Annotated in this window: 21 protein-coding genes; 19 read left to right on the top strand and 2 right to left on the bottom strand. The window is 68.7% G+C overall.

The window, feature by feature from the left end; all coding sequences use genetic code 11:
- Nucleotides 1–50: 50 nt before the first annotated feature.
- Together EDD54_RS06045 and EDD54_RS06040 are read right to left on the bottom strand one after the other, a co-directional pair.
- Nucleotides 51–518: an RDD family protein gene (locus tag EDD54_RS06045; RefSeq protein ID WP_126535625.1), complete on the bottom strand. Its 468-nt coding sequence runs from the start codon at nt 516–518 to the stop codon at nt 51–53.
- Nucleotides 519–586: 68 nt separating this feature from the next.
- Nucleotides 587–1,801, bottom strand: coding sequence for a threonine ammonia-lyase (locus EDD54_RS06040; protein WP_126535627.1), 1,215 nt, complete (start codon nt 1,799–1,801; stop codon nt 587–589).
- Between the two features lie 532 nt (nt 1,802–2,333).
- On the opposite strand from EDD54_RS06040, the gene EDD54_RS06035 reads away from it, so the two are divergent.
- From EDD54_RS06035 to EDD54_RS05945, 19 genes are all read left to right on the top strand, one after another.
- Nucleotides 2,334–2,699: an NADH-quinone oxidoreductase subunit A gene (locus tag EDD54_RS06035; RefSeq protein WP_126535629.1), complete on the top strand. Its 366-nt coding sequence runs from the start codon at nt 2,334–2,336 to the stop codon at nt 2,697–2,699.
- Complete coding sequence (locus EDD54_RS06030) at nt 2,690–3,268, top strand: NuoB/complex I 20 kDa subunit family protein (RefSeq protein ID WP_126535631.1); 579 nt, start codon at nt 2,690–2,692, stop codon at nt 3,266–3,268. The genes EDD54_RS06035 and EDD54_RS06030 overlap by 10 nt, the downstream gene beginning before the upstream one ends.
- An 89-nt stretch (nt 3,269–3,357) precedes the next feature.
- Nucleotides 3,358–3,960: an NADH-quinone oxidoreductase subunit C gene (locus EDD54_RS06025; protein WP_126535633.1), complete on the top strand. Its 603-nt coding sequence runs from the start codon at nt 3,358–3,360 to the stop codon at nt 3,958–3,960.
- Nucleotides 3,961–3,998: 38 nt separating this feature from the next.
- Nucleotides 3,999–4,382, top strand: coding sequence for a four helix bundle protein (locus tag EDD54_RS06020; RefSeq protein WP_126535635.1), 384 nt, complete (start codon nt 3,999–4,001; stop codon nt 4,380–4,382).
- 51 nt (nt 4,383–4,433) lie between these two features.
- The gene (locus EDD54_RS06015; RefSeq protein WP_126535637.1) at nt 4,434–5,618 is read left to right on the top strand and encodes an NADH-quinone oxidoreductase subunit D; all 1,185 of its coding nucleotides are present in this window, start codon (nt 4,434–4,436) and stop codon (nt 5,616–5,618) included.
- The gene (locus EDD54_RS06010; RefSeq protein ID WP_126535639.1) at nt 5,618–6,574 is read left to right on the top strand and encodes an FkbM family methyltransferase; all 957 of its coding nucleotides are present in this window, start codon (nt 5,618–5,620) and stop codon (nt 6,572–6,574) included. Before EDD54_RS06015 ends, EDD54_RS06010 begins: the two co-directional genes overlap by 1 nt.
- A gap of 151 nt (nt 6,575–6,725) precedes the next feature.
- Nucleotides 6,726–7,406 carry an NADH-quinone oxidoreductase subunit NuoE gene (gene nuoE / locus EDD54_RS06005; RefSeq protein ID WP_126535641.1) on the top strand — a complete coding sequence of 227 codons (681 nt, stop codon included), beginning with the start codon at nt 6,726–6,728 and terminating at the stop codon, nt 7,404–7,406.
- A 93-nt stretch (nt 7,407–7,499) separates the two neighbouring features.
- A complete protein-coding gene (gene nuoF, locus EDD54_RS06000; RefSeq protein ID WP_126535642.1) occupies nt 7,500–8,789 on the top strand; it encodes an NADH-quinone oxidoreductase subunit NuoF in 1,290 nt (429 codons plus the stop codon).
- A 10-nt stretch (nt 8,790–8,799) separates the two neighbouring features.
- Nucleotides 8,800–9,060 carry a hypothetical protein gene (locus EDD54_RS05995; protein WP_126535643.1) on the top strand — a complete coding sequence of 87 codons (261 nt, stop codon included), beginning with the start codon at nt 8,800–8,802 and terminating at the stop codon, nt 9,058–9,060.
- 47 nt (nt 9,061–9,107) lie between these two features.
- Nucleotides 9,108–11,183 (top strand): NADH-quinone oxidoreductase subunit NuoG, encoded by a 2,076-nt coding sequence (gene nuoG / locus EDD54_RS05990; protein WP_126535644.1) that lies wholly within the window; start codon nt 9,108–9,110, stop codon nt 11,181–11,183.
- Between the two features lie 8 nt (nt 11,184–11,191).
- On the top strand, nt 11,192–12,238 hold the full coding sequence (gene nuoH / locus EDD54_RS05985; RefSeq protein ID WP_126535645.1) for an NADH-quinone oxidoreductase subunit NuoH: 1,047 nt from the start codon (nt 11,192–11,194) through the stop codon (nt 12,236–12,238).
- A 4-nt stretch (nt 12,239–12,242) separates the two neighbouring features.
- Complete coding sequence (locus EDD54_RS05980) at nt 12,243–12,491, top strand: hypothetical protein (protein WP_126535646.1); 249 nt, start codon at nt 12,243–12,245, stop codon at nt 12,489–12,491.
- Between the two features lie 77 nt (nt 12,492–12,568).
- The gene (nuoI, locus tag EDD54_RS05975) at nt 12,569–13,057 is read left to right on the top strand and encodes an NADH-quinone oxidoreductase subunit NuoI (protein WP_126535648.1); all 489 of its coding nucleotides are present in this window, start codon (nt 12,569–12,571) and stop codon (nt 13,055–13,057) included.
- Between the two features lie 96 nt (nt 13,058–13,153).
- Nucleotides 13,154–13,765, top strand: a complete 612-nt coding sequence (locus tag EDD54_RS05970) for an NADH-quinone oxidoreductase subunit J (protein WP_126535650.1) — start codon at nt 13,154–13,156, stop codon at nt 13,763–13,765.
- Between the two features lie 38 nt (nt 13,766–13,803).
- Nucleotides 13,804–14,112, top strand: a complete 309-nt coding sequence (gene nuoK, locus EDD54_RS05965; RefSeq protein WP_126535652.1) for an NADH-quinone oxidoreductase subunit NuoK — start codon at nt 13,804–13,806, stop codon at nt 14,110–14,112.
- 7 nt (nt 14,113–14,119) lie between these two features.
- On the top strand, nt 14,120–16,216 hold the full coding sequence (gene nuoL / locus EDD54_RS05960; protein ID WP_126535654.1) for an NADH-quinone oxidoreductase subunit L: 2,097 nt from the start codon (nt 14,120–14,122) through the stop codon (nt 16,214–16,216).
- Entirely contained in the window at nt 16,216–17,742 is a 1,527-nt protein-coding gene (locus tag EDD54_RS05955; RefSeq protein WP_126535656.1) for an NADH-quinone oxidoreductase subunit M, read from the top strand. Before nuoL ends, EDD54_RS05955 begins: the two co-directional genes overlap by 1 nt.
- 15 nt (nt 17,743–17,757) lie before the next feature.
- Complete coding sequence (nuoN, locus tag EDD54_RS05950; RefSeq protein ID WP_207620269.1) at nt 17,758–19,188, top strand: NADH-quinone oxidoreductase subunit NuoN; 1,431 nt, start codon at nt 17,758–17,760, stop codon at nt 19,186–19,188.
- Nucleotides 19,189–19,192: 4 nt separating this feature from the next.
- Nucleotides 19,193–19,945, top strand: coding sequence for a biotin--[acetyl-CoA-carboxylase] ligase (locus tag EDD54_RS05945; RefSeq protein ID WP_126535658.1), 753 nt, complete (start codon nt 19,193–19,195; stop codon nt 19,943–19,945).
- Nucleotides 19,946–20,019 lie beyond the last annotated feature (74 nt).

Genomic DNA, 20,019 nt, shown 5'->3' with positions numbered 1-20,019 from the left:
GGATCGGCGCCCAAGGCGAGACGTCCGAACGATCCTGGCGGCCGCGCCGTTCAGCCGCGGTTGACGACGACGGTGCCGAGCACGAGGTCGTGCAGGAGGCGCTTGCGGTCCGAGAACAGCGCGACCAGCAGCACGAAGGGCGTCAGGATCGAGACCGAGGCGTAGAACAGCACCGCGTGCACCGCGGCGATGCCCGGGTTGAGGCGGCCGCCGTCGAGCATGCGGACCTCGAGGCCCATGGTGCGCATGCCGATCGTGGCCGAGCGCGGCCCGCCCATCGAAAAGGCGGAATAGAGCAGGGCGACGCCGGGCCAGAGCAGCGGGAACAGGAGCCAGCCGAGGCCAAGGGTGAAGACGCCGAACACCGCGACGACCACGTAGGCGAGTATCGTCATCAACGCGATCAGCACCGCGTCGATCAGGAAGGCGAACATGCGGCGGGTCCGCACGCCGTCGAACAGGCGCCAGTCGGTCAGCGGGTCGGCGACGTAGGTCGGCCGGTCGTGGGTGGTGGACATCGTTCACTCCTTGCGACACGACAGGTGGGGACGACCGCCCGCCGATGCAATCGCCGGGACCGCGCGTCTCACTCCGCGGGTCGGCGCTCGACGCCGTAGCCGCGTGCGCGGAGCGCCGCGCAGATCTCTTCGGCGTGGCCGCCGTCGCGCGCCTCGAAGGTGATGTCCAGCGACGCACCCTTGGCGGGAATCTCCAGCACCGTGCGCTTGTGGCTGACCTCGAGGATGTTGCCGCCGCACTCGCCGATCAGCGCGGCGATGTCGCCGAGCACGCCGGGCCGGTCCGGGATCGCGAGGCGGATCGCGACGATGCGCTCCTCGCGGGCCAGTTCGCGCATCATGATGGAGGCGAGGATGCGCGGGTCGATGTTGCCGCCGCACAGCAGCAGGCCGACCTTGCGGCCGCGGAAGCGTTCCGGCTCGGCGAACATGGCGGCGAGTCCGGCCGCGCCGGCCCCTTCGGCCATGGTCTTCTGCAGGGTTAGGAAGGCGTTGACGGCGCGCTCGAGGTGGCTCTCGTCGACGAGCACGATGGCGTCGACGAGGTCGCGCACCACCGGCAGCGTCAAGGCGCCGGCGTTCTTGACCGCGATGCCCTCGGCGAGCGTCGCGCCGCCGCAGACCGCGTCGACGCCGTGGATCGCCGCCCACATCGAGGGATAGAGCCGGGTCTCGACGCCGACCACCTCGATCGACGGCTTCAGCGCCTTGGCGGCGATGGCCATGCCCGAGATCAGGCCGCCGCCGCCGATCGGCACCGCGAGCACGTCGAGGTCGGGGTCGTCCTCGAGCATCTCGAGCGCGATGGTGCCCTGGCCGCGCATCACCGCGTGGTCGTCGTAGGGGTGGACGAAGACGCGGCCCTCGTCGGCGGCGATGCGCTCGGCGGCGCCGGAGCTCTCGGCCACGGTCTCGCCTTCCAGCACCACCCGCGCGCCGAATTCGCGCGTCGCGGCCACCTTCACGTGCGGCGTCGTCACCGGCATCACGATGACGGCGGAGATGCCGAGCCGGGTGGCGTGGTAGGCGACCGCCTGGGCGTGGTTGCCGGCCGACATGGCGACGACGCCGCGCGCGCGCTCCTCGGCCGTGAGCGACGTCAGCTTGACCAGCGCGCCGCGCTCCTTGAAGGCGGCGGTGACCTGGAGGTTCTCGTACTTGACCTTGACGTCGGCGCCGGTCAGCCGCGAAAGCCGCGGCGCGGCCAGGAACGGCGTGCGCATCACCTGACCGGCGACGACGGCGGCGGCGGCGCGGATGTCGGCGAGGGTGGGGCGGGACATGGTCGGCGGACTTCCTGTTCGATCGCCTCAGCCAATAGCAGATCGCGCGTGCGCCGCCACCCGCCCGCGTCGCCCGCCGGGCCCGGCGATGCTGCGCCGCCCGCGCTCGCGCCGACGGTCCCGTGGTGTCCGGGCGGCGGGCCGCCGCGATCGTCGGAACGGCGCATTTGTCCGAATTTCACGCGGCCGATCGGGCTTCAATCGATTGATTTCCCTCGCCGCCGCGACCGGGCGGCGAGGCGGCGTCGGGGACGACCCGGACCCCCCGGCGTTCTCCGTCGGATCGCACTTGCGAAAGGGCAGGCCATGGGCTAACCGTGCCGCTGGTATCCGTGACCGGAAGGCCCGCGAGTCCTCGCGAAATCCTTCCCGTCGGCCGCTCGGCCGCGGGAGGGACGACAGCCTGGACGAAGGCCGCATCGGGGCTGAGACGACGGGCGGCCGCTGGTGGCGAGGACATCGCCGCGAACGGCGGCCCTTCGTGCCGTGATGGGGTCCCCCGCGTGGCTCGGGTCCGCCTCGAGAGGTCGCCATGGACGCGCTCCTGAGAGACTATCTGCCCATCATCGTGTTCCTGGCGGTGTCGCTCGGCATCGGCCTAGCGCTGCTGGTCTCGCCGTTTCTGCTGGCGTTCCGCGATCCCGATCCGGAGAAGCTGTCGGCCTACGAGTGCGGCTTCAACGCCTTCGACGACGCCCGCATGAAGTTCGACGTGCGCTTCTACCTGGTGTCGATCCTCTTCATCATCTTCGATCTCGAGGTCGCCTTCCTGTTCCCGTGGGCGGTGGCCTTCAAGGAGGTCGGGCTGTTCGGCTTCTGGTCGATGATCGTGTTCCTCGGCGTGCTGACGATCGGCTTCGCCTACGAGTGGAAGAAGGGAGCGCTGGAATGGGACTGACCGCGAACTCCACGCTGGTCTCGCCCCCGGCCAAGGGCCTCGTCGATCCGTCGACCGGCAAGCCGATCGGTGCGAACGACCCGTTCTTCACGGAAGTCAACGCCGAGCTCGCCGACAAGGGCTTCCTCGTCACCGCGACCGACGATCTCATCAACTGGGCCCGCACCGGCTCGTTGATGTGGATGACCTTCGGCCTCGCCTGCTGCGCCGTCGAGATGATGCAGCTGTCGATGCCGCGCTACGACGTCGAGCGCTTCGGCTTCGCGCCGCGCGCCTCGCCGCGGCAGTCGGACGTGATGATCGTCGCCGGCACGTTGACCAACAAGATGGCCCCGGCCCTGCGCAAGGTCTACGACCAGATGCCGGCGCCGCGCTACGTCATCTCGATGGGCTCCTGCGCCAACGGCGGCGGCTACTACCACTACAGCTATTCCGTGGTGCGCGGCTGCGACCGAGTGGTGCCGGTGGACATCTACGTCCCCGGCTGCCCGCCGACCGCCGAGGCGCTGCTCTACGGCGTGCTGCTCCTGCAGAAGAAGATCCGCCGCACCGGCACGATCGAGCGCTGAGGCGCCGGTCCGGACGGACGGGACGCGACCCAGAGGACCGCCGGCGGCCACCGGCGGTCGGGCCACACGGGCGAAGGTGACGAGGGACGATGAGTGAAGCCCTGAACGGCATGGCGGAGGCGATCCGCGCGGCGCTCGGCGCCGACGTCGTCGACCTCGAGGTCGCCTTCGGCGACATCGGCGTCACGGTCCCGGCCGAGCGCATCGTCGACGTGGTCCGGGTCCTCCGCGACCACCCGGCGCTCCGCTTCGTCTCGATCGTCGACGTCTGCGGCGTCGACTATCCGAGCCGCGACCGCCGCTTCGACGTCGTCTACCACTTCCTGTCCCCGACGAGGAACGCACGCGTCCGCGTCAAGGTCGCGACCGACGAGGCGACGCCGGTGCCGTCGATCTGCGCCGAGTTCCCGGGGGCCGACTGGTTCGAGCGCGAGGCCTACGACCTCTACGGCATCCTGTTCTCCGGCCACCCGGAGCTCCGGCGCCTCCTGACCGACTACGGTTTCGACGGCCACCCGCTGCGCAAGGACTTCCCGCTCACCGGCTTCGTCGAGGTCCGCTACGACGACGAGCAGAAGCGCGTCGTCTACGAGCCCGTCCGCCTCAACCAGGAATTCCGCAACTTCGACTTCCTGTCGCCCTGGGAAGGTCCGGACTACGTACTGCCGGGCGACGAAAAGGCGAGGCAGTAGGGCTTCGGCAGTAGGGCTTCGGGGGAGCTTGGCTGCCGATGTCGAGTGAACCGGAGATACGGTCCTACCGGGACCTGAAGGTTTGGAAGGACGCGATGGATCTTGCGGTGAACAGCTACGAAGCGACGCGCGGGTTTCCCCGCGAAGAGATCTTCGGGCTCGTTTCACAGATCCGTCGTGCCGCCGCCTCGGTGCCGGCGAATGTCGCGGAAGGCTACGGACGCGACAATGTCGGGAACTACGTGCACCACCTGCGGATAGCGCAGGGCTCGCTCAAGGAGTTCGAGACGCACGTGATCCTGGCGGGCAGGGTCGAGCTCCTTAAGGAAGACGTGGTCATGAAGCTGTTGGACAGCGCGGATCGGATCGGGCGCATGTTGCGCGGCCTCATCCGGTCCCTGCAGCCGGGCGGAGACAAGTGATGCGGACCCTACTGCCTACTGCCTACTGCCGACTGCCCGGAGGCAACGCCCATGTCTGAAGCCGAAGTCCGCAACTTCAACATCAACTTCGGGCCGCAGCACCCTGCGGCTCACGGCGTGTTGCGCCTCGTGCTGGAGCTCGACGGCGAGGTGGTAGAGCGCGTCGATCCGCACATCGGACTGCTGCACCGCGGCACCGAGAAGCTGATCGAGGTCAAGACCTATCTCCAGGCCGTGCCCTATTTCGACCGGCTCGACTACGTCGCGCCGATGAACCAGGAGCACGCCTTCTGCCTCGCGGTCGAGCGCCTCGCCGGCATTCCGGTGCCGCGGCGGGCCCAGCTGATCCGCGTGCTCTATTCCGAGATCGGCCGCATCCTCTCGCACCTCCTCAACGTGACGACCCAGGCGATGGACGTCGGCGCGCTGACCCCGCCGCTGTGGGGCTTCGAGGAGCGCGAGAAGCTGATGGTGTTCTACGAGCGCGCGAGCGGAAGCCGCATGCACGCGGCCTACTTCCGTCCGGGCGGCGTGCACCAGGACCTGCCGGACCAGCTGGTCGAGGACATCTGGGATTGGTGCGACCCGTTCCTGCAGACCGTGCAGGATCTCGACGACCTCCTGTCCGAGAACCGCATCTTCAAGCAGCGCAACGTCGACATCGGCGTCGTCACGCTCGACGAGTGCTGGAAGTGGGGCTTTTCGGGCGTGATGGTGCGCGGCTCCGGCGCGCCGTGGGACCTGCGCAAGTCGCAGCCCTACGAGTGCTACGCCGAGATGGAGTTCGACATCCCCGTCGGCAAGAACGGCGACTGCTACGACCGCTACCACATCCGTATGGAAGAGATGCGGCAGTCGGTGCGCATCATGAAGCAGTGCATCGAGAAGCTGCGCGTCGAGCGCGGACCGGTGCTCACCACCGACGGCAAGTACGCGCCGCCGCGCCGTGGCGAGATGAAGCGTTCGATGGAAGCGCTCATCCATCACTTCAAGCTCTACACCGAGGGCTTCCACGTGCCGGCCGGCGACATCTACGCCGCCGTCGAGGCGCCGAAGGGCGAGTTCGGCGTCTATCTGGTGTCGGACGGCACCAACAAGCCCTACCGCTGCAAGATCCGCGCGCCCGGTTTCGCCCATCTCCAGGCGATGGACTACATCTGCCGCGGCCACCAGCTCGCCGACGTCTCGGCGGTGCTCGGCTCGCTCGACATCGTGTTCGGCGAGGTCGACCGCTGATGACCACCGCCGCGGCCGACACCATCCGCTACGATCGCCGCACCGGCCGTCTGGCCGGCGCGACCGCGGTCGAGCGGGCCGGGATCGCGCTTCTCGGCGCGATCACCCGGGTGGTGCCGTTTCCGCGCGTGCCGGGGCTGACGCCGCTGACCCGCCTGATCGCCCGGCTGTTCCCGAGCCGGCGCGACGTGGTGGTGACGCTCGGCGACGGCGACCTGTTCTCGTTTCCCTACGGCGATCCCTACTGGTCCGTGCTGTTGATGCCGCACATGGACTACGAGGAGGAGATCGCCGCCTTCCTGAAGCTCGCCCGCGGGGTCGACTACACCTTCCTCGATTGCGGTGCGAACTACGGCTACTGGTCGGTCCAGGTGACGTCGACGGCCTACGGGTCCCATCCGGCCGTCGCCGTCGAGCTGTCGACGCCGTCGGCCGAGCGGGCCCGGCTGAACGCCGCGCTCAACGGCGGCCGGTTCGAGGTGCTGCGCAAGGCCGTGGCGGCCCGCTCCGGCGAAGCCGTCACCGTCTACGGCGGCGACCGTCACGAGCAGCGCTCGATCGTCGCCGAGGCGGCGGGCGGCACCGTGCTCGAGGCGGCGACGACGGTGGCCGTGTCCGACCTGCCGGTCCCGCCCGCGGGCGCGGTGGTGCTGAAGCTCGACGTCGAGGGCGCCGAGTGCGCCGCGCTCGAGGGCGCCGGCGCGCTGATGGATCGCGACCTGATCGTGCTCTACGAGGACCACGGCAACGATCCGCACCACACGGTGAGTCGGGCGTTCCGCGAGGTGTTCGGCCTCCGGCTGTTCACTTGGGTCTCGGACACGACGTTCCGCGAGATCGGCGACCTCGCCGAGCTCTCGGTCATCAAGACGGTACGACGGGTCGGATACGACTTCTTCGCCACGCGCTCGCCGTTCTGGATCGAACGGCTCACCGGCGCGGGCGCGACGGCTTGACGCGGCGACGCGGCTGGCCGATGAGACCGGCGGCGACGCCGGGGTGACGGTGCGAGGCAGCGGTTCCCGTCCCTGGTGGGGCAGGGGGCCGACGGATCAAACGAGACGGGCCGGCCCGACGGGACGGTTCCAGAAGCGTCGAGGACGACAGATGTCGGTGCGCAGACTGCACGCGGAACAGCCGGAGAGCTTCGCCTTCAATGCGGAGAACGCGGCCTGGGCACGGACCGTGATCGCGCGCTATCCGGCGGGGCGCCAGGCCTCGGCGGTGATCCCGCTGCTCTGGCGCGGCCAGGAGCAGGAGGGCTGGGTCACCAAGCCGATGATCGAGGCGATCGCGGACATGCTCGGCATGGCCTACATCCGCGTCCTCGAGGTCGCGACCTTCTATACGATGTTCCAACTGTCGCCGGTGGGGAAGAAGGCGCACATCCAGGTCTGCGGCACCACGCCGTGCCAGCTGCGCGGCGCCGAGGAGCTGATCGCGATCTGCAAGTCGCGCATCGCCCCGCACGCCCACGAACTCGACGCCGACGGGTCGTTCTCCTGGGAGGAGGTCGAGTGCCTCGGTGCCTGCGTGAACGCCCCGATGGTGCAGGTCTTCAAGGACACCTACGAAGACCTGACGCCGGAGAGCTTCGAGGCGCTGATCGACGGCTTCGCGGCGGGCAACCCGCCGACGCCGGGGCCGCAGAACGGCCGCCAGTACGCGGCGCCGGAGGGCGGCGAGAACACGCTGCTCGACGCCGCGCTCTACGACGGTTCGGCGATCGGTCTCCACCGGGCCTACGCCCGCGAGGAGCCGAAGCCGGAAGAGAAGAAGCCGGCCTGACCGGGCCGGCGCGACGACGCCGAAGAAGGACGTGCGGGTGGTCGGGCGGTGACCCGAACCTGCTGGACGAACCGAGGTCCGAGGATCCGAACGATGCTTGCTGACAAGGACCGCATCTTCACGAACATCTACGGCCGCCACGACTGGGGGCTGCAGGGTGCGTTGAAACGCGGCCAGTGGGACGGCACGAAGGACATCCTCCTCAAGGGCCGCGACTGGATCGTCAACGAGATGAAGGCGTCGGGCCTGCGCGGCCGCGGCGGCGCCGGCTTCCCGACCGGCCTGAAGTGGTCCTTCATGCCGAAGCAGTCGGACGGCCGGCCGCACTACCTCGTGGTCAACGCCGACGAGTCCGAGCCCGGCACCTGCAAGGACCGCGAGATCCTGCGCCACGACCCGCACCATCTGGTCGAGGGCTGCCTGATCGCCGGCTTCGCCATGGGCGCCCACGCCGCCTACATCTACGTCCGCGGCGAGTTCATCCGCGAGCGCGAGCGCCTGCAGGCGGCGATCGACCAGGCCTACGACGCCGGCTACCTCGGCAAGAACGCCTGCGGCTCGGGCTGGGACATGGACGTCTACGTCCACCACGGTGCCGGCGCCTACATCTGCGGCGAGGAGACCGCGCTGCTCGAGAGCCTCGAGGGCAAGAAGGGCCAGCCGCGCCTGAAGCCGCCGTTCCCGGCCAACGTCGGCCTCTACGGCTGCCCGACCACGGTCAACAACGTCGAGTCGATCGCCGTCGCGCCGACCATCCTGCGCCGCGGCGCGGCATGGTTCTCCGCGCTCGGCCGGCCGAACAACGTCGGCACCAAGCTGTTCTGCGTCTCCGGACACGTCAACAAGCCGGCGACCTTCGAGGAGGAGCTCGGCATCCCGTTCCGCGAGATGATCGACCGCTACTGCGGCGGCATCCGCGGCGGCTGGGACAACCTGCTCGCCGTGATCCCGGGCGGCTCGTCGGTGCCCTGCGTCACCGCCGAGAACATCGTCGACGCGCCGATGGACTTCGACAGCCTGCGCAACCTCGGTTCGGGCCTCGGCACCGCCGCCGTGATCGTGATGGACAAGTCGACCGACATCGTGAAGGCGATCGCCCGGCTGTCGCACTTCTACAAGCACGAGAGCTGCGGCCAGTGCACGCCGTGCCGTGAGGGCACCGGCTGGATGTGGCGCGTGATGGAGCGCATGGCGGTCGGCAACGCCACCAAGCGCGAGATCGACATGCTGTTCCAGGTCACCAAGCAGGTGGAGGGGCACACGATCTGCGCCCTCGGCGACGCCGCGGCGTGGCCGATCCAGGGCCTGATCAAGAACTTCCGCCCGGTGATGGAAGCCCGCATCGACGCCTACGCCAAGGCGCACGCCGTGGCGGCGGAATGAGGAGGGGGCGATGGGCGAGGAGCCGGACAACATCGTCTTGAAGCTGCTCCGGGAAATGCGCGCGGAGCAGATCGAGCAGGGTAGGAAGATCGACCGACTCGAGAACCGCTTCGACCGCATGGACAAGCGGTTCGACGAGTTGAGGCACTCCGTCCTCTATGCCTTGGGGCTCGGAACGAGCGCCGGCCTGCGGGCCGACGAGCAGGAGGCCAAGGTCGACGAGATCGAGGCCCGATTGAACAAGATCGAAGAGCTGCTCACCAAGGCGTGACGGTTCAAGGGTGATCGAGCCGCTCCGGCGGCCCAAGAGGCGAAGTGATGGCAAAGCTCATCGTCGACGGAACCGAGATCGAAGTCGCGCCGGATGCGACGCTGCTGCAGGCCTGCGAGCAGGCCGGCGCGGAGGTTCCGCGCTTCTGCTTCCACGAACGGCTGTCGATCGCCGGCAACTGCCGCATGTGCCTCGTCGAGGTGAAGGGCGGCCCGCCCAAGCCGACGGCGTCCTGCGCCATGCAGGTCAAGGACCTCCGGCCCGGCCCGAACGGCGAGCCGCCCGTCGTGCTGACCAAGTCGCCGATGGTCAAGAAGGCCCGCGAGGGCGTGATGGAGTTCCTGCTGATCAACCATCCGCTCGACTGCCCGATCTGCGACCAGGGCGGCGAGTGCGACCTGCAGGACCAGGCGATGGCCTACGGCGTCGACAGTTCGCGCTACGTCGAGAACAAGCGCGCCGTCGAGGACAAGTACATCGGGCCGTTGGTCAAGACGATCATGACGCGGTGCATCCACTGCACCCGCTGCGTGCGCTTCACCACCGAGGTGGCGGGGATCACCGAGCTCGGCCTGATCGGCCGCGGCGAGGACGCCGAGATCACCACCTATCTCGAGCGGGCGATGTCGTCCGAGCTGCAGGGCAATGTCATCGACCTCTGCCCGGTCGGCGCGCTGACCTCCAAGCCCTACGCCTATCAGGCCCGCCCCTGGGAACTCGCCAAGACCGAGTCGGTCGACGTGATGGACGCCCTCGGCTCGGCGATCCGCGTCGACAGCCGCGGCCGCGAGGTCATGCGCATCCTCCCCCGCCTCAACGAGGAGGTGAACGAGGAGTGGATCTCGGACAAGACGCGCTTCGTCTGGGACGGCCTCAAGACCCAGCGGCTCGACCGCCCCTACGTCCGTGAGAACGGCCGCCTGCGCCCGGCGTCCTGGACCGAGGCCTTCGCCGCGATCAAGGCCAAGGTGGCGGCGACCGCGCCGAACCGGATCGGCGCCATCGCCGGCGACCTCGCCTCGGTCGAGGAGATCTACGCGCTGAAGGGCCTGATGGCCGCGCTCGGCTCTCCGAACGTCGACGGTCGCCAGGACGGCACGGTGCTCGACGGCTCGCTCGGCCGCGGCGCCTACCTGTTCAACCCCGGCGTCGCCGGCATCGAGGCGGCCGACGCCATCCTCTTGGTCGGCACCGACCCGCGCCACGAGGCGCCGGTGCTCAACGCCCGCATCCGCAAGCGCTGGCGCGCCGGCGGCTGCCCGGTCTACGCGATCGGCGGCAAGCGCGACCTGACCTATCCCGTCACCTGGATCGGCACCGGCCCGGAGGCCCTGACCGGCCTCGACGGCGCGGTGCGCGACGTGCTCGCCGCCGCCAAGCGTCCGCTGATCGTGGTCGGCCAGGGTGCGATCGCGCGGCCGGACGGTCTCGCCGTGCTGTCGGCCGCGGCCAAGCTGGCGGTCGACGTCGGCGCCGTCTCGGACGAGTGGAACGGTTTCGCCGTGCTGCACACCGCGGCCTCGCGGGTCGGCGCGCTCGACCTCGGCTTCACGCCGGGTGCCGGCGGGCTCGACGTCCGCGGCATGCAGGGCGGGGCGGTCGACGTGCTGTTCCTGCTCGGCGCCGACGAGATCGCCATGGGCAACTACGTCGGCAGCTTCGTCGTCTACGTCGGCACCCACGGCGACAGCGGCGCTCACCGCGCCGACGTGATCCTGCCGGGGGCGGCCTACACCGAGAAGTCCGGCACCTACGTCAACACCGAGGGTCGCGTGCAGGTCGGCGCCCGCGCCACCTTCCCGCCGGGCGAGGCCCGCGAGGACTGGGCGGTGCTGCGTGCGCTGTCCGACGTGCTCGGCAAACGCCTGCCGTTCGACAGTCTGGCGCAGCTGCGCGCCCGGCTCTACGCCGACCATCCGCATTTCGCGGCGGTCGACGTGCTGCCGCCGTCCGACACGGCCTCCGTGGTCGGTCTCGCCGCCATCGGCGGCACGGTCGGCACCGCGCCGTTCGCGAGCACCATCACGGACTTCTACCTGACCAATCCGATCGCGCGGGCGTCCGCCGTGATGGCCGAGTGCTCCGCGCTCGCCGCCGGCGCCGTCAAGGCCGCGGCCGAGTGAGGGGCGACATGAACTTCTGGTCCGACATCCTCTGGCCCGTCATCGTGATCGCCGCGCAGAGCGTCCTGCTCCTGGTGGTGCTCCTGGTGCTGGTCGCCTACCTGCTCTACGCCGACCGCAAGATCTGGGCGGCCGTGCAGATCCGCCGCGGGCCCAACGTGGTCGGGCCGTTCGGCCTGTTCCAGTCCTTCGCCGACCTCCTGAAGTTCGTGCTGAAGGAACCCGTGATCCCGTCCGGCGCGTCCAAGGGCCTGTTCCTGCTGGCGCCCTTGGTGACGACGACGCTGGCGCTGCTCGCCTGGGCGGTGGTGCCGGTCGCGGACGGCTGGGTGGTCGCCGACATCAACGTCGGCATCCTGTTCATCTTCGCGATCTCGTCGCTGTCGGTCTACGGCATCATCATCGGCGGCTGGGCGTCCAACTCGAAGTATCCCTTCCTGTCGGCGCTGCGCTCGGCGGCGCAGATGGTGTCCTACGAGGTGTCGATCGGCTTCGTGATCATCACGGTGCTGCTGTGCGCCGGCTCGCTGAACCTGACGGACATCGTCAAGAGCCAGGAGACCGGCCTCGCCACCATGATCGGGCTGCCGTGGCTGTCGTTCCTGAACTGGTACTGGCTGCCGCTCTTCCCGATGTTCGTGATCTTCTTCATCTCGGCGCTCGCCGAGACGAACCGCCCGCCGTTCGACCTCGTCGAGGCCGAGTCGGAGCTGGTCGCGGGCTTCATGGTCGAATACGGCTCGACGCCGTACATGATGTTCATGCTCGGCGAGTACGTGGCGATCGTCACCATGTGCGCGCTGACCACGATCCTGTTCATGGGCGGCTGGCTGCCGATCGTCGACCTGCCGCCGTTCAACTGGATCCCGGGCGTGATCTGGTTCACCGCCAAGACCTGCTTCGTCTTCTTCTTCATCGCGATGGCGAAGGCGATGGTGCCCCGCTACCGCTACGACCAGCTGATGCGCCTCGGCTGGAAGGTGTTCCTGCCGCTGTCGCTGGCGATGGTCCTGATCGTCGCCGGTGTCCTGCAGGTCACCGGCTGGGCGGGCTGAGGCCATGGGCTGGCCCGACCTTCCCCTCGCCGGCGTCCTCGGGGCCGCGCTGGGCGTGCTGGTCGGGTTGATCGACTACGCGGTGGTGGCCTCGCTGGTCCGCCGGGCGCTCGCCCGGCTCGGCGGGGCGCCGGACCCGAAGCGGGCCGACCTCGTCATGAAGGTCGTCTTCGTGGTGAACGCCCTGGTGTTCGCCGCGCTCGGCTGGTGGGTCGGGGTTTCGGTGATCGGGATCGGCGTCACGCCGGCCTGACACGTGATCTGGGGTGGGGCAGGGCGCCTTGCAAGGCGACCGCCCTCGACGAGGAACAGAGGAAGAGGGATCGGTCGATGAGACTCGACGCCGTCGCCAAGTCGCTGCTGTTGAAGGAGTTCGTGTCCGGGTTCTTCCTGGCCATGCGCTACTTCTTCAAGCCGAAGCCGACCATCAACTATCCCTTCGAGAAGGGGCCGGTGTCGCCGCGCTTCCGCGGCGAGCACGCGCTGCGCCGCTATCCGAACGGCGAGGAGCGCTGCATCGCCTGCAAGCTCTGCGAGGCGATCTGCCCGGCCCAGGCGATCACGATCGAGGCCGGCCCGCGCCGCAACGACGGCACGCGGCGCACGACCCGATACGACATCGACATGGTCAAGTGCATCTACTGCGGCTTCTGCCAGGAAGCCTGCCCGGTGGATGCCATCGTCGAGGGCCCGAACTTCGAGTTCGCGACCGAGACGCGCGAAGAGCTCTACTACGACAAGGAAAAGCTCCTGGCGAACGGCGACCGGTGGGAACGCGAGATCGCGCGCAACATCGCGATGGACGCACCCTACCGGTGAGGCGGCGGGGGGAGGGGCGATCCGTCTCCCCCGGCACGACCGATGGACAGGACGCGGGGGCCGGGAGCGCCCCGGCACGGGGGCAAGGGCGAGACGATGATCCAGGCTCTGTTCTTCTACATCTTCGCGGCGATCACCGTCGCTTCGGCGGTCATGGTGATCTCCGCCCGGAACCCCGTTCACTCGGTGCTGTTCCTGATCCTCGCCTTCGTCAACGCGGCGGGGCTGTTCATGCTCGCCGGCGCCGAGTTCCTGGCGATGATGCTGATCGTCGTCTACGTCGGCGCGGTGGCGGTGCTGTTCCTGTTCGTGGTGATGATGCTCGACGTCGACTTCGCCGAGTTGCGCCAGGGCTTCCTGCAGTACCTGCCCGTCGGCATGCTGGTCGGCATCGTGTTCCTCGCCGAGCTTCTGATGGTGGTCGGCGGCTTCACCTTCGCGCCGGACGCGATGACGTCGGCGGTGGCGCCTATCCCGGACCCGACGCAGGTATCCAACGTGCAGGCGCTCGGCGAGATCATCTACACCCGCTACGTGTTCTACTTCGAGGCCGCGGGCATGGTGCTGTTGGTCGCCATGATCGGCGCCATCGTGCTGACGCTGCGCCACCGGCCGAACATCAAGCGCCAGGACATCTCGGTCCAGGTCGCCCGGACGCGTTCCACCGCCATCGAGATCAAGAAGGTCGAGCCGGGCCGCGGCCTCTGAGGCCCTCCCGCGCGCGCACCACGGACAAAGGTCGACCCATGGTCATCGGTCTCTCGCACTACCTCTCGGTCGCTGCGATCCTGTTCACCCTCGGGATCCTCGGCATCTTCCTCAACCGGAAGAACGTGATCGTCATCCTGATGTCGGTCGAGCTGATCCTGCTCGCGGTGAACCTCAACCTGGTCGCCTTCTCCACCCATCTCGGCGACCTCGTCGGACAGGTGTTCGCCCTGTTCATCCTGACCGTCGCCGCCGCCGAGGCGGCGATCGGCCTCGCGATCCTGGTCGTGTTCTTCCGCAACCGCGGCTCGATCGCGGTCGAAGACATCAACATGATGAAGGGCTGAGGACGACATGTACTCCCTCATCGTTTTCCTCCCCCTGATCGGCTTCCTGATCGCCGGCGCCATTTCGCTGTGGGGCGCGGCGTCGACGGTGCCGGCGCCGGTGGGCGGCCACGGCCACCACCACGATCACCACGACCATCACCACGACGACCACGCGGCCGACGACCACCACGGCCACGACGACCACCACGCGGTGGAGCCGGCGGCGCCGGGCTCCCGGATCGCCGAGATCGTCACGACGAGCTTCCTGTTCCTGTCTGCGATCCTGTCGTGGGTGTCCTTCGTCTCGGTCGGCTTCGGCGAGGGCGAGACCCTGCGCGTGCCGGTGATGACGTGGTTCACCTCGGGTGCGCTGCAGGTCGACTGGGCGTTCCGGATCGACACGCTGACGGCGATGATGCTGGTCGTCGTCACCTCGGTGTCGTCGCTCGTGCACCTCTACTCGATCGGCTACATGCACGAGGACCCGAGCCGGCCGCGCTTCTTCGCCTACCTGTCGCTGTTCACCTTCGCGATGCTGATGCTGGTGACCTCCGACAACCTGGTGCAGATGTTCTTCGGCTGGGAGGGCGTCGGTCTCGCCTCCTACCTCTTGATCGGCTTCTGGTACAAGCGCCCGTCGGCCTCGGCGGCCGCCATCAAGGCCTTCGTGGTCAACCGCGTCGGCGACTTCGGCTTCTCGCTCGGCATCTTCGGCGTGTTCCTGATGTTCGGGTCGGTCGGCTTCGACACGATTTTCGCCAACGCCTCGTCGCTTTACGGCAAGACGCTGCACTTCCTGTCGTGGGATTTCGACGCCGCGACCGTGCTCTGCCTGCTGCTGTTCGTCGGCGCCATGGGCAAGTCGGCGCAGTTCCTGCTGCACACCTGGCTGCCGGACGCCATGGAGGGCCCGACGCCGGTGTCGGCGCTGATCCACGCCGCCACCATGGTGACCGCGGGCGTGTTCATGGTCGCCCGGCTGTCGCCGCTGTTCGAGCTGTCGCCGACCGCGCTCGCCACCGTGACGTTCTTCGGCGCCACCACCGCCTTCTTCGCGGCGACCGTCGGCCTCGTCCAGAACGACATCAAGCGCGTGATCGCCTACTCGACCTGCTCGCAGCTCGGCTACATGTTCGTCGCGCTCGGCTGCGGCGCCTACGGCGCCGGTGTGTTCCACCTGTTCACCCACGCCTTCTTCAAGGCGCTGCTGTTCCTCGGTGCCGGCTCGGTCATCCATGCGATGCACCACGAGCAGGACATGCGGAAGATGGGCGGGCTCCGGACCAAGATCCCGGTCACCTTCTGGGTGATGACGATCGGCACGCTGGCGATCACCGGCGTCGGCATCCCCGGCACCGAGATCGGCTTCGCCGGCTTCCTCTCCAAGGACGCGATCATCGAGAGCGCCTACGCCGCCCAGGAGCACAACCCGATGGCCGGCTACGGCTTCGGACTCCTGGTCTTCGCGGCGATGCTGACGAGCTTCTACTCCTGGCGCCTCGTGTTCCTCACCTTCTTCGGCGAGACGCGGGCGGACCATCACACCTACGACCACGCCCACGAGAGCCCGCGCGTGATGCTGATCCCGCTCGTCGTGCTCGCGGTCGGCGCGGTGCTCGCGGGCATGGTGTTCTACGGTCACTTCGTCGGCGAGGAGTACAAGGAGTTCTGGAAGACCGCGCTGTTCTTCGGGCCGGAGAACCACGTCGTCGAGGAGGCGCACCACGTGCCCTTCTGGGTCAAGGCCTCGCCCTTCGTGGCGATGCTGCTCGGCCTCGGCGGCGCATACTGGTTCTACGTCGTCGATCCGGACCAGCCGAAGCGGCTCGCCCGCCAGCACGACGCGCTCTATCAGTTCCTGCTCAACAAGTGGTACTTCGACGAGCTCTACGACATCCTGTTCGTGCGGACCGCGAAGTTCGTCGGCCGCCTGTTCTGGAAGGTCGGCGACGGCGCGATCATCGACGGCCTCGGCCCGAACGCGGTCGCCGCCCGGGTGCAGGACGTCACCGCCCGCGTCGTCCGGCTGCAGACCGGCTACGTCTACCACTACGCCTTCGCCATGCTGATCGGCGTCGCCGCGCTGATCACCTGGGCCATGTTCGCCGGGGGTATCCAGTAATGAGCGGCCTTCCGCTTCTCTCGCTCACGACGTTCCTGCCGCTCGTCGGCGTCCTGTTCCTCCTCCTTCTGAGGGCGCAGGACGAGGCGGCCGTGCGCAATGTCCGCTGGGTCGCCCTGATCACCACGGTGGTCACCTTCCTGGTGTCGCTGTTCGTCTGGGCCGGGTTCGATCCGAAGAACCCCGGCTTCCAGCTGACCGAGCAGGCCGACTGGATGGGGACCTTCTTCGCCTACCGCATGGGCGTCGACGGCATCTCGATCCTGTTCGTGATGCTGACCACCTTCCTGATGCCGTTCTGCATCCTCGCCTCGTGGGAGAGCGTGCAGGTCCGCGTCAAGGAGTACATGATCGCCTTCCTGGTGCTGGAGACGCTGCTGGTCGGCGTGTTCTCGGCCACCGACCTCGTGCTGTTCTACGTCTTCTTCGAGGGCGGCCTGATCCCGATGTTCCTGATCATCGGCGTCTGGGGCGGCAAGCGGCGCGTCTACGCCTCCTACAAGTTCTTCCTCTACACCCTCGCCGGCTCGGTGCTGATGATGATCGCCATCATGGCGATGTACTGGCAGGCCGGCACCACCGACATCACCCAGCTGGTCGACCACCCGTTCCCGGCGTCTATGCAGTGGTGGCTGTGGTTCGCCTTCTTCGCGAGCTTCGCGGTGAAGATGCCGATGTGGCCGGTGCACACGTGGCTCCCCGACGCGCACGTCGAGGCGCCCACCGCCGGCTCGGTGCTCCTGGCGGCGATCCTCCTGAAGATGGGCGGCTACGGCTTCCTGCGCTTCTCGCTGCCGATGTTCCCGCTCGCCTCGGCCGACCTCGCGCCCTTCGTGTTCACCCTCTCGGTCGTCGCCATCGTCTACACCTCGCTGGTGGCGCTGATGCAGGAGGACATCAAGAAGCTGATCGCCTATTCGTCGGTCGCCCACATGGGCTACGTGACCATGGGCATCTTCACGATGAACACTCAAGGGATTCAGGGCGCCATCTTCCAGATGTTCAGCCACGGCCTCGTCTCGGGCGCGCTGTTCCTCTGCGTCGGCGTCGTCTACGACCGCATCCACACCCGCGAGATCGACGCCTACGGCGGCCTCGTCAACCGGATGCCGGTCTACGCCACGGTGTTCCTGATCTTCACCATGGCCAACGTCGGCCTGCCCGGCACCTCGGGGTTCGTCGGCGAGTTCCTGACGCTGAGCGCCGCCTTCCAGGTCAACACCTGGGTCGCCTTCTTCGCGACCACCGGCGTGATCCTGTCGGCCGCCTACGCGCTGTGGCTGTTCCGCCGGGTGGTCTGGGGTTCGCTCACCAAGGCGAGCCTGAAGAATATCGTCGACCTCAGCCCGCGCGAGCTCGCCATCATCGTCCCGCTCGTCGTGCTGACGATCTTCTACGGCGTCTACCCGGTGCCGGTGCTCGACGCCTGCGCCGCCTCGGTCGAGGCGCTGATCCGAAACGCCCAGGCGGCCATCGACGCCGCCGGCCAGACCGCGTCGGCCGTCGACGCCGTCGTCATCCGCTGAGGGGCCCCGACCGCCATGTTCGCCATGCCTGACTTCGGCCTCGCGGCCCCCGAGCTGATCCTGGCGATCGGATCGCTCGTCCTCCTGATGATCGGCGCCTTCGGCGGCGACCGCACCTACCGCACCGTCACCGGCCTGTCGGTGGTGGTGCTCCTGCTCGCGCTCGTCGCGGTGATCTGGGGCCGCGAGGGCACCACCTTCGAGGGCGCGTTCGTCGTCGACGGCTTCGCCCGCTTCCTCAAGGTGCTGGCGCTGATCGGCTCGGCCTCGGCGATCGTGATGTCGCTCGCCTACGTCCGCGCGGAGAAGTTCGAGCGCTACGAGTTCCCGGTCCTGATCGTCATCGCCACGCTCGGCATGATGCTGATGATCTCGGCCGGCGACCTGATCGGCGTCTACCTCGGCCTCGAGCTGCAGTCGCTGGCGCTCTACGTCATCGCCGCCATCAACCGCGACGACGTCCGCGGCACCGAGGCGGGTCTGAAGTATTTCGTGCTCGGCGCGCTGTCGTCCGGTATGCTGCTCTACGGCGCGTCGCTGACCTACGGCTTCACCGGCCACACCGACTTCGCCGGCATCGCCGCTTCGCTGGCGGGTGCCGAGCGCGCCTCGCTCGGCCTCGTGTTCGGCATCGTGTTCCTGCTCGCCGGCGTCGCCTTCAAGGTGTCGGCGGTGCCGTTCCACATGTGGACGCCGGACGTCTACGAGGGTGCGCCGACCCCGGTGACCGCCTTCTTCGCCGCCGCGCCGAAGATCGCCGCCATGGCCATCTTCATCCGCATCGTGATGGAGGCGTTCCACCCGGTCACCCACGACTGGCAGCAGATCGTCGCCTTCATCGCGCTCGCCTCGATGGTGCTCGGCGCCTTCGCGGCGATCGGACAGCGCAACATCAAGCGCCTGATGGCCTATTCCTCGATCGGCCACATGGGCTACGCGCTGACCGGCCTCGCCGCCGGCACCGAGACCGGCGTCCAGGGCGTGCTGATCTATCTGGCGACCTATCTCGCCATGACCGCCGGCGCCTTCGCGTGCATTCTGGCGATGCGGCGCGAGGAGGGCATGGTCGAGGACATCTACGAGCTCGCCGGCCTGTCGCGCACCAACCTGCCGATGGCCTTCCTGCTCGGCATGATCATGTTCTCGCTCGCCGGCATCCCGCCCTTCGCCGGCTTCTTCGCGAAGTACTTCGTGTTCATGGCTGCGGTGCAGGCCGGGCTCTACTGGCTGGCCGTGCTCGGCGTGCTCGCCTCGGTGGTCGGCGCCTACTACTACCTGCGCATCGTCAAGGTGATGTTCTTCGACGAGCCGGCCCGGCCGTTCCAGCCGATGCCGCTGGAGCTGAAGGCGGTGCTCGGCGTCGCGGGCCTGTTCACCATCCTGTTCGTGCTGGTGTCCGGGCCGATCGCCTCCGCCGCCGCCGCCGCGGCGAAGACGCTGTTCTGACGCGATGACCGACGCGCCGCGCCTGCCGCACGGTTATCGTGCGCTCGTCCTCGACGCGGTCGGATCGACCAACGCCCTCGCGCTCGACAAGGCGCGCGAGGGCGAGGCCTCCGGGCTCTGGGTCGTAGCCGGACGCCAGACCGCCGGCCGCGGCCGGCAGGGCCGGCCCTGGTCCTCGGAGCCGGGCAACCTCTTCTCCAGCCTGATGCTGCGCGACGCGGCGCCGCCGGAGCGGATGGGCGAACTGCCGCTCGTCGTCGCGCTCGCGGTCCACGACGCCATCGCCGACGTGCTGCCGCCGCCGGCGCGGCCGTCGCTCGAGATCAAGTGGCCGAACGACGTCCTCCTCGGCGGCGCCAAGATCTCCGGCATCCTGATCGAGGGGGCCGCGCTGCCCGAGGGCGCGGTCGCGGTGATCGGCATCGGCATTAACTGCGCCTCGCACCCCGGCGGCACGCCCTATCCGGCCACCCATCTCGACGCCGCCGGCTATCCGACCGCGCCGCTCGCCCTGTTCGAGTGCCTCGCCGCCCGCCTCGCCGCCCGCCTCGCCGAATGGCGCGACGTCGGCTTCGCCTCGATTCGCGAGTCCTGGCTGAAACGCGCCCGCGGCCTCGGCGCACCGATCACCGTCCGCCTGCCCGACCGCACCGTCTCCGGCCGCTTCGAGGGCCTCGACCCCGGCGGCCGCCTGATGCTCGTCACCGACGAGGGTAGCCGGCAATTGATCTCGGCGGGCGACGTCTTCTTCCGCTGAGTGGCCGGGACCACCGGGGCGCAATACGGCGTTGACCATGTTTCGGCAGGATGGCGGGACCGTCCGCCTCCACC

The sequence above is a fragment of the Oharaeibacter diazotrophicus genome, assembly GCF_004362745.1.
GTDB classification, from domain to species: domain Bacteria; phylum Pseudomonadota; class Alphaproteobacteria; order Rhizobiales; family Pleomorphomonadaceae; genus Oharaeibacter; species Oharaeibacter diazotrophicus.
This window is presented reverse-complemented; position numbering and strand designations above follow the sequence as displayed.

Excerpts from the sequence above, each read along its gene's own strand:
- EDD54_RS05955 (WP_126535656.1), top strand. The coding sequence starts at position 16,216 with ATGAGCGGCCTTCCGCTTCTCTCGCTCACGACGTTCCTGCCGCTCGTC.
- EDD54_RS05995 (WP_126535643.1), top strand. The coding sequence starts at position 8,800 with ATGGGCGAGGAGCCGGACAACATCGTCTTGAAGCTGCTCCGGGAAATG.
- EDD54_RS05970 (WP_126535650.1), top strand. The coding sequence starts at position 13,154 with ATGATCCAGGCTCTGTTCTTCTACATCTTCGCGGCGATCACCGTCGCT.
- EDD54_RS06015 (WP_126535637.1), top strand. The coding sequence starts at position 4,434 with ATGTCTGAAGCCGAAGTCCGCAACTTCAACATCAACTTCGGGCCGCAG.
- nuoL (WP_126535654.1), top strand. The coding sequence starts at position 14,120 with ATGTACTCCCTCATCGTTTTCCTCCCCCTGATCGGCTTCCTGATCGCC.
- nuoG (WP_126535644.1), top strand. The coding sequence starts at position 9,108 with ATGGCAAAGCTCATCGTCGACGGAACCGAGATCGAAGTCGCGCCGGAT.
- EDD54_RS06040 (WP_126535627.1), bottom strand. The coding sequence starts at position 1,801 with ATGTCCCGCCCCACCCTCGCCGACATCCGCGCCGCCGCCGCCGTCGTC.
- EDD54_RS06045 (WP_126535625.1), bottom strand. The coding sequence starts at position 518 with ATGTCCACCACCCACGACCGGCCGACCTACGTCGCCGACCCGCTGACC.
- nuoE (WP_126535641.1), top strand. The coding sequence starts at position 6,726 with ATGTCGGTGCGCAGACTGCACGCGGAACAGCCGGAGAGCTTCGCCTTC.
- EDD54_RS05945 (WP_126535658.1), top strand. The coding sequence starts at position 19,193 with ATGACCGACGCGCCGCGCCTGCCGCACGGTTATCGTGCGCTCGTCCTC.
- EDD54_RS06030 (WP_126535631.1), top strand. The coding sequence starts at position 2,690 with ATGGGACTGACCGCGAACTCCACGCTGGTCTCGCCCCCGGCCAAGGGC.
- EDD54_RS06035 (WP_126535629.1), top strand. The coding sequence starts at position 2,334 with ATGGACGCGCTCCTGAGAGACTATCTGCCCATCATCGTGTTCCTGGCG.
- EDD54_RS05980 (WP_126535646.1), top strand. The coding sequence starts at position 12,243 with ATGGGCTGGCCCGACCTTCCCCTCGCCGGCGTCCTCGGGGCCGCGCTG.
- nuoI (WP_126535648.1), top strand. The coding sequence starts at position 12,569 with ATGAGACTCGACGCCGTCGCCAAGTCGCTGCTGTTGAAGGAGTTCGTG.
- nuoK (WP_126535652.1), top strand. The coding sequence starts at position 13,804 with ATGGTCATCGGTCTCTCGCACTACCTCTCGGTCGCTGCGATCCTGTTC.
- EDD54_RS06025 (WP_126535633.1), top strand. The coding sequence starts at position 3,358 with ATGAGTGAAGCCCTGAACGGCATGGCGGAGGCGATCCGCGCGGCGCTC.
- EDD54_RS06010 (WP_126535639.1), top strand. The coding sequence starts at position 5,618 with ATGACCACCGCCGCGGCCGACACCATCCGCTACGATCGCCGCACCGGC.
- nuoH (WP_126535645.1), top strand. The coding sequence starts at position 11,192 with ATGAACTTCTGGTCCGACATCCTCTGGCCCGTCATCGTGATCGCCGCG.
- EDD54_RS06020 (WP_126535635.1), top strand. The coding sequence starts at position 3,999 with ATGTCGAGTGAACCGGAGATACGGTCCTACCGGGACCTGAAGGTTTGG.
- nuoF (WP_126535642.1), top strand. The coding sequence starts at position 7,500 with ATGCTTGCTGACAAGGACCGCATCTTCACGAACATCTACGGCCGCCAC.
- nuoN (WP_207620269.1), top strand. The coding sequence starts at position 17,758 with ATGTTCGCCATGCCTGACTTCGGCCTCGCGGCCCCCGAGCTGATCCTG.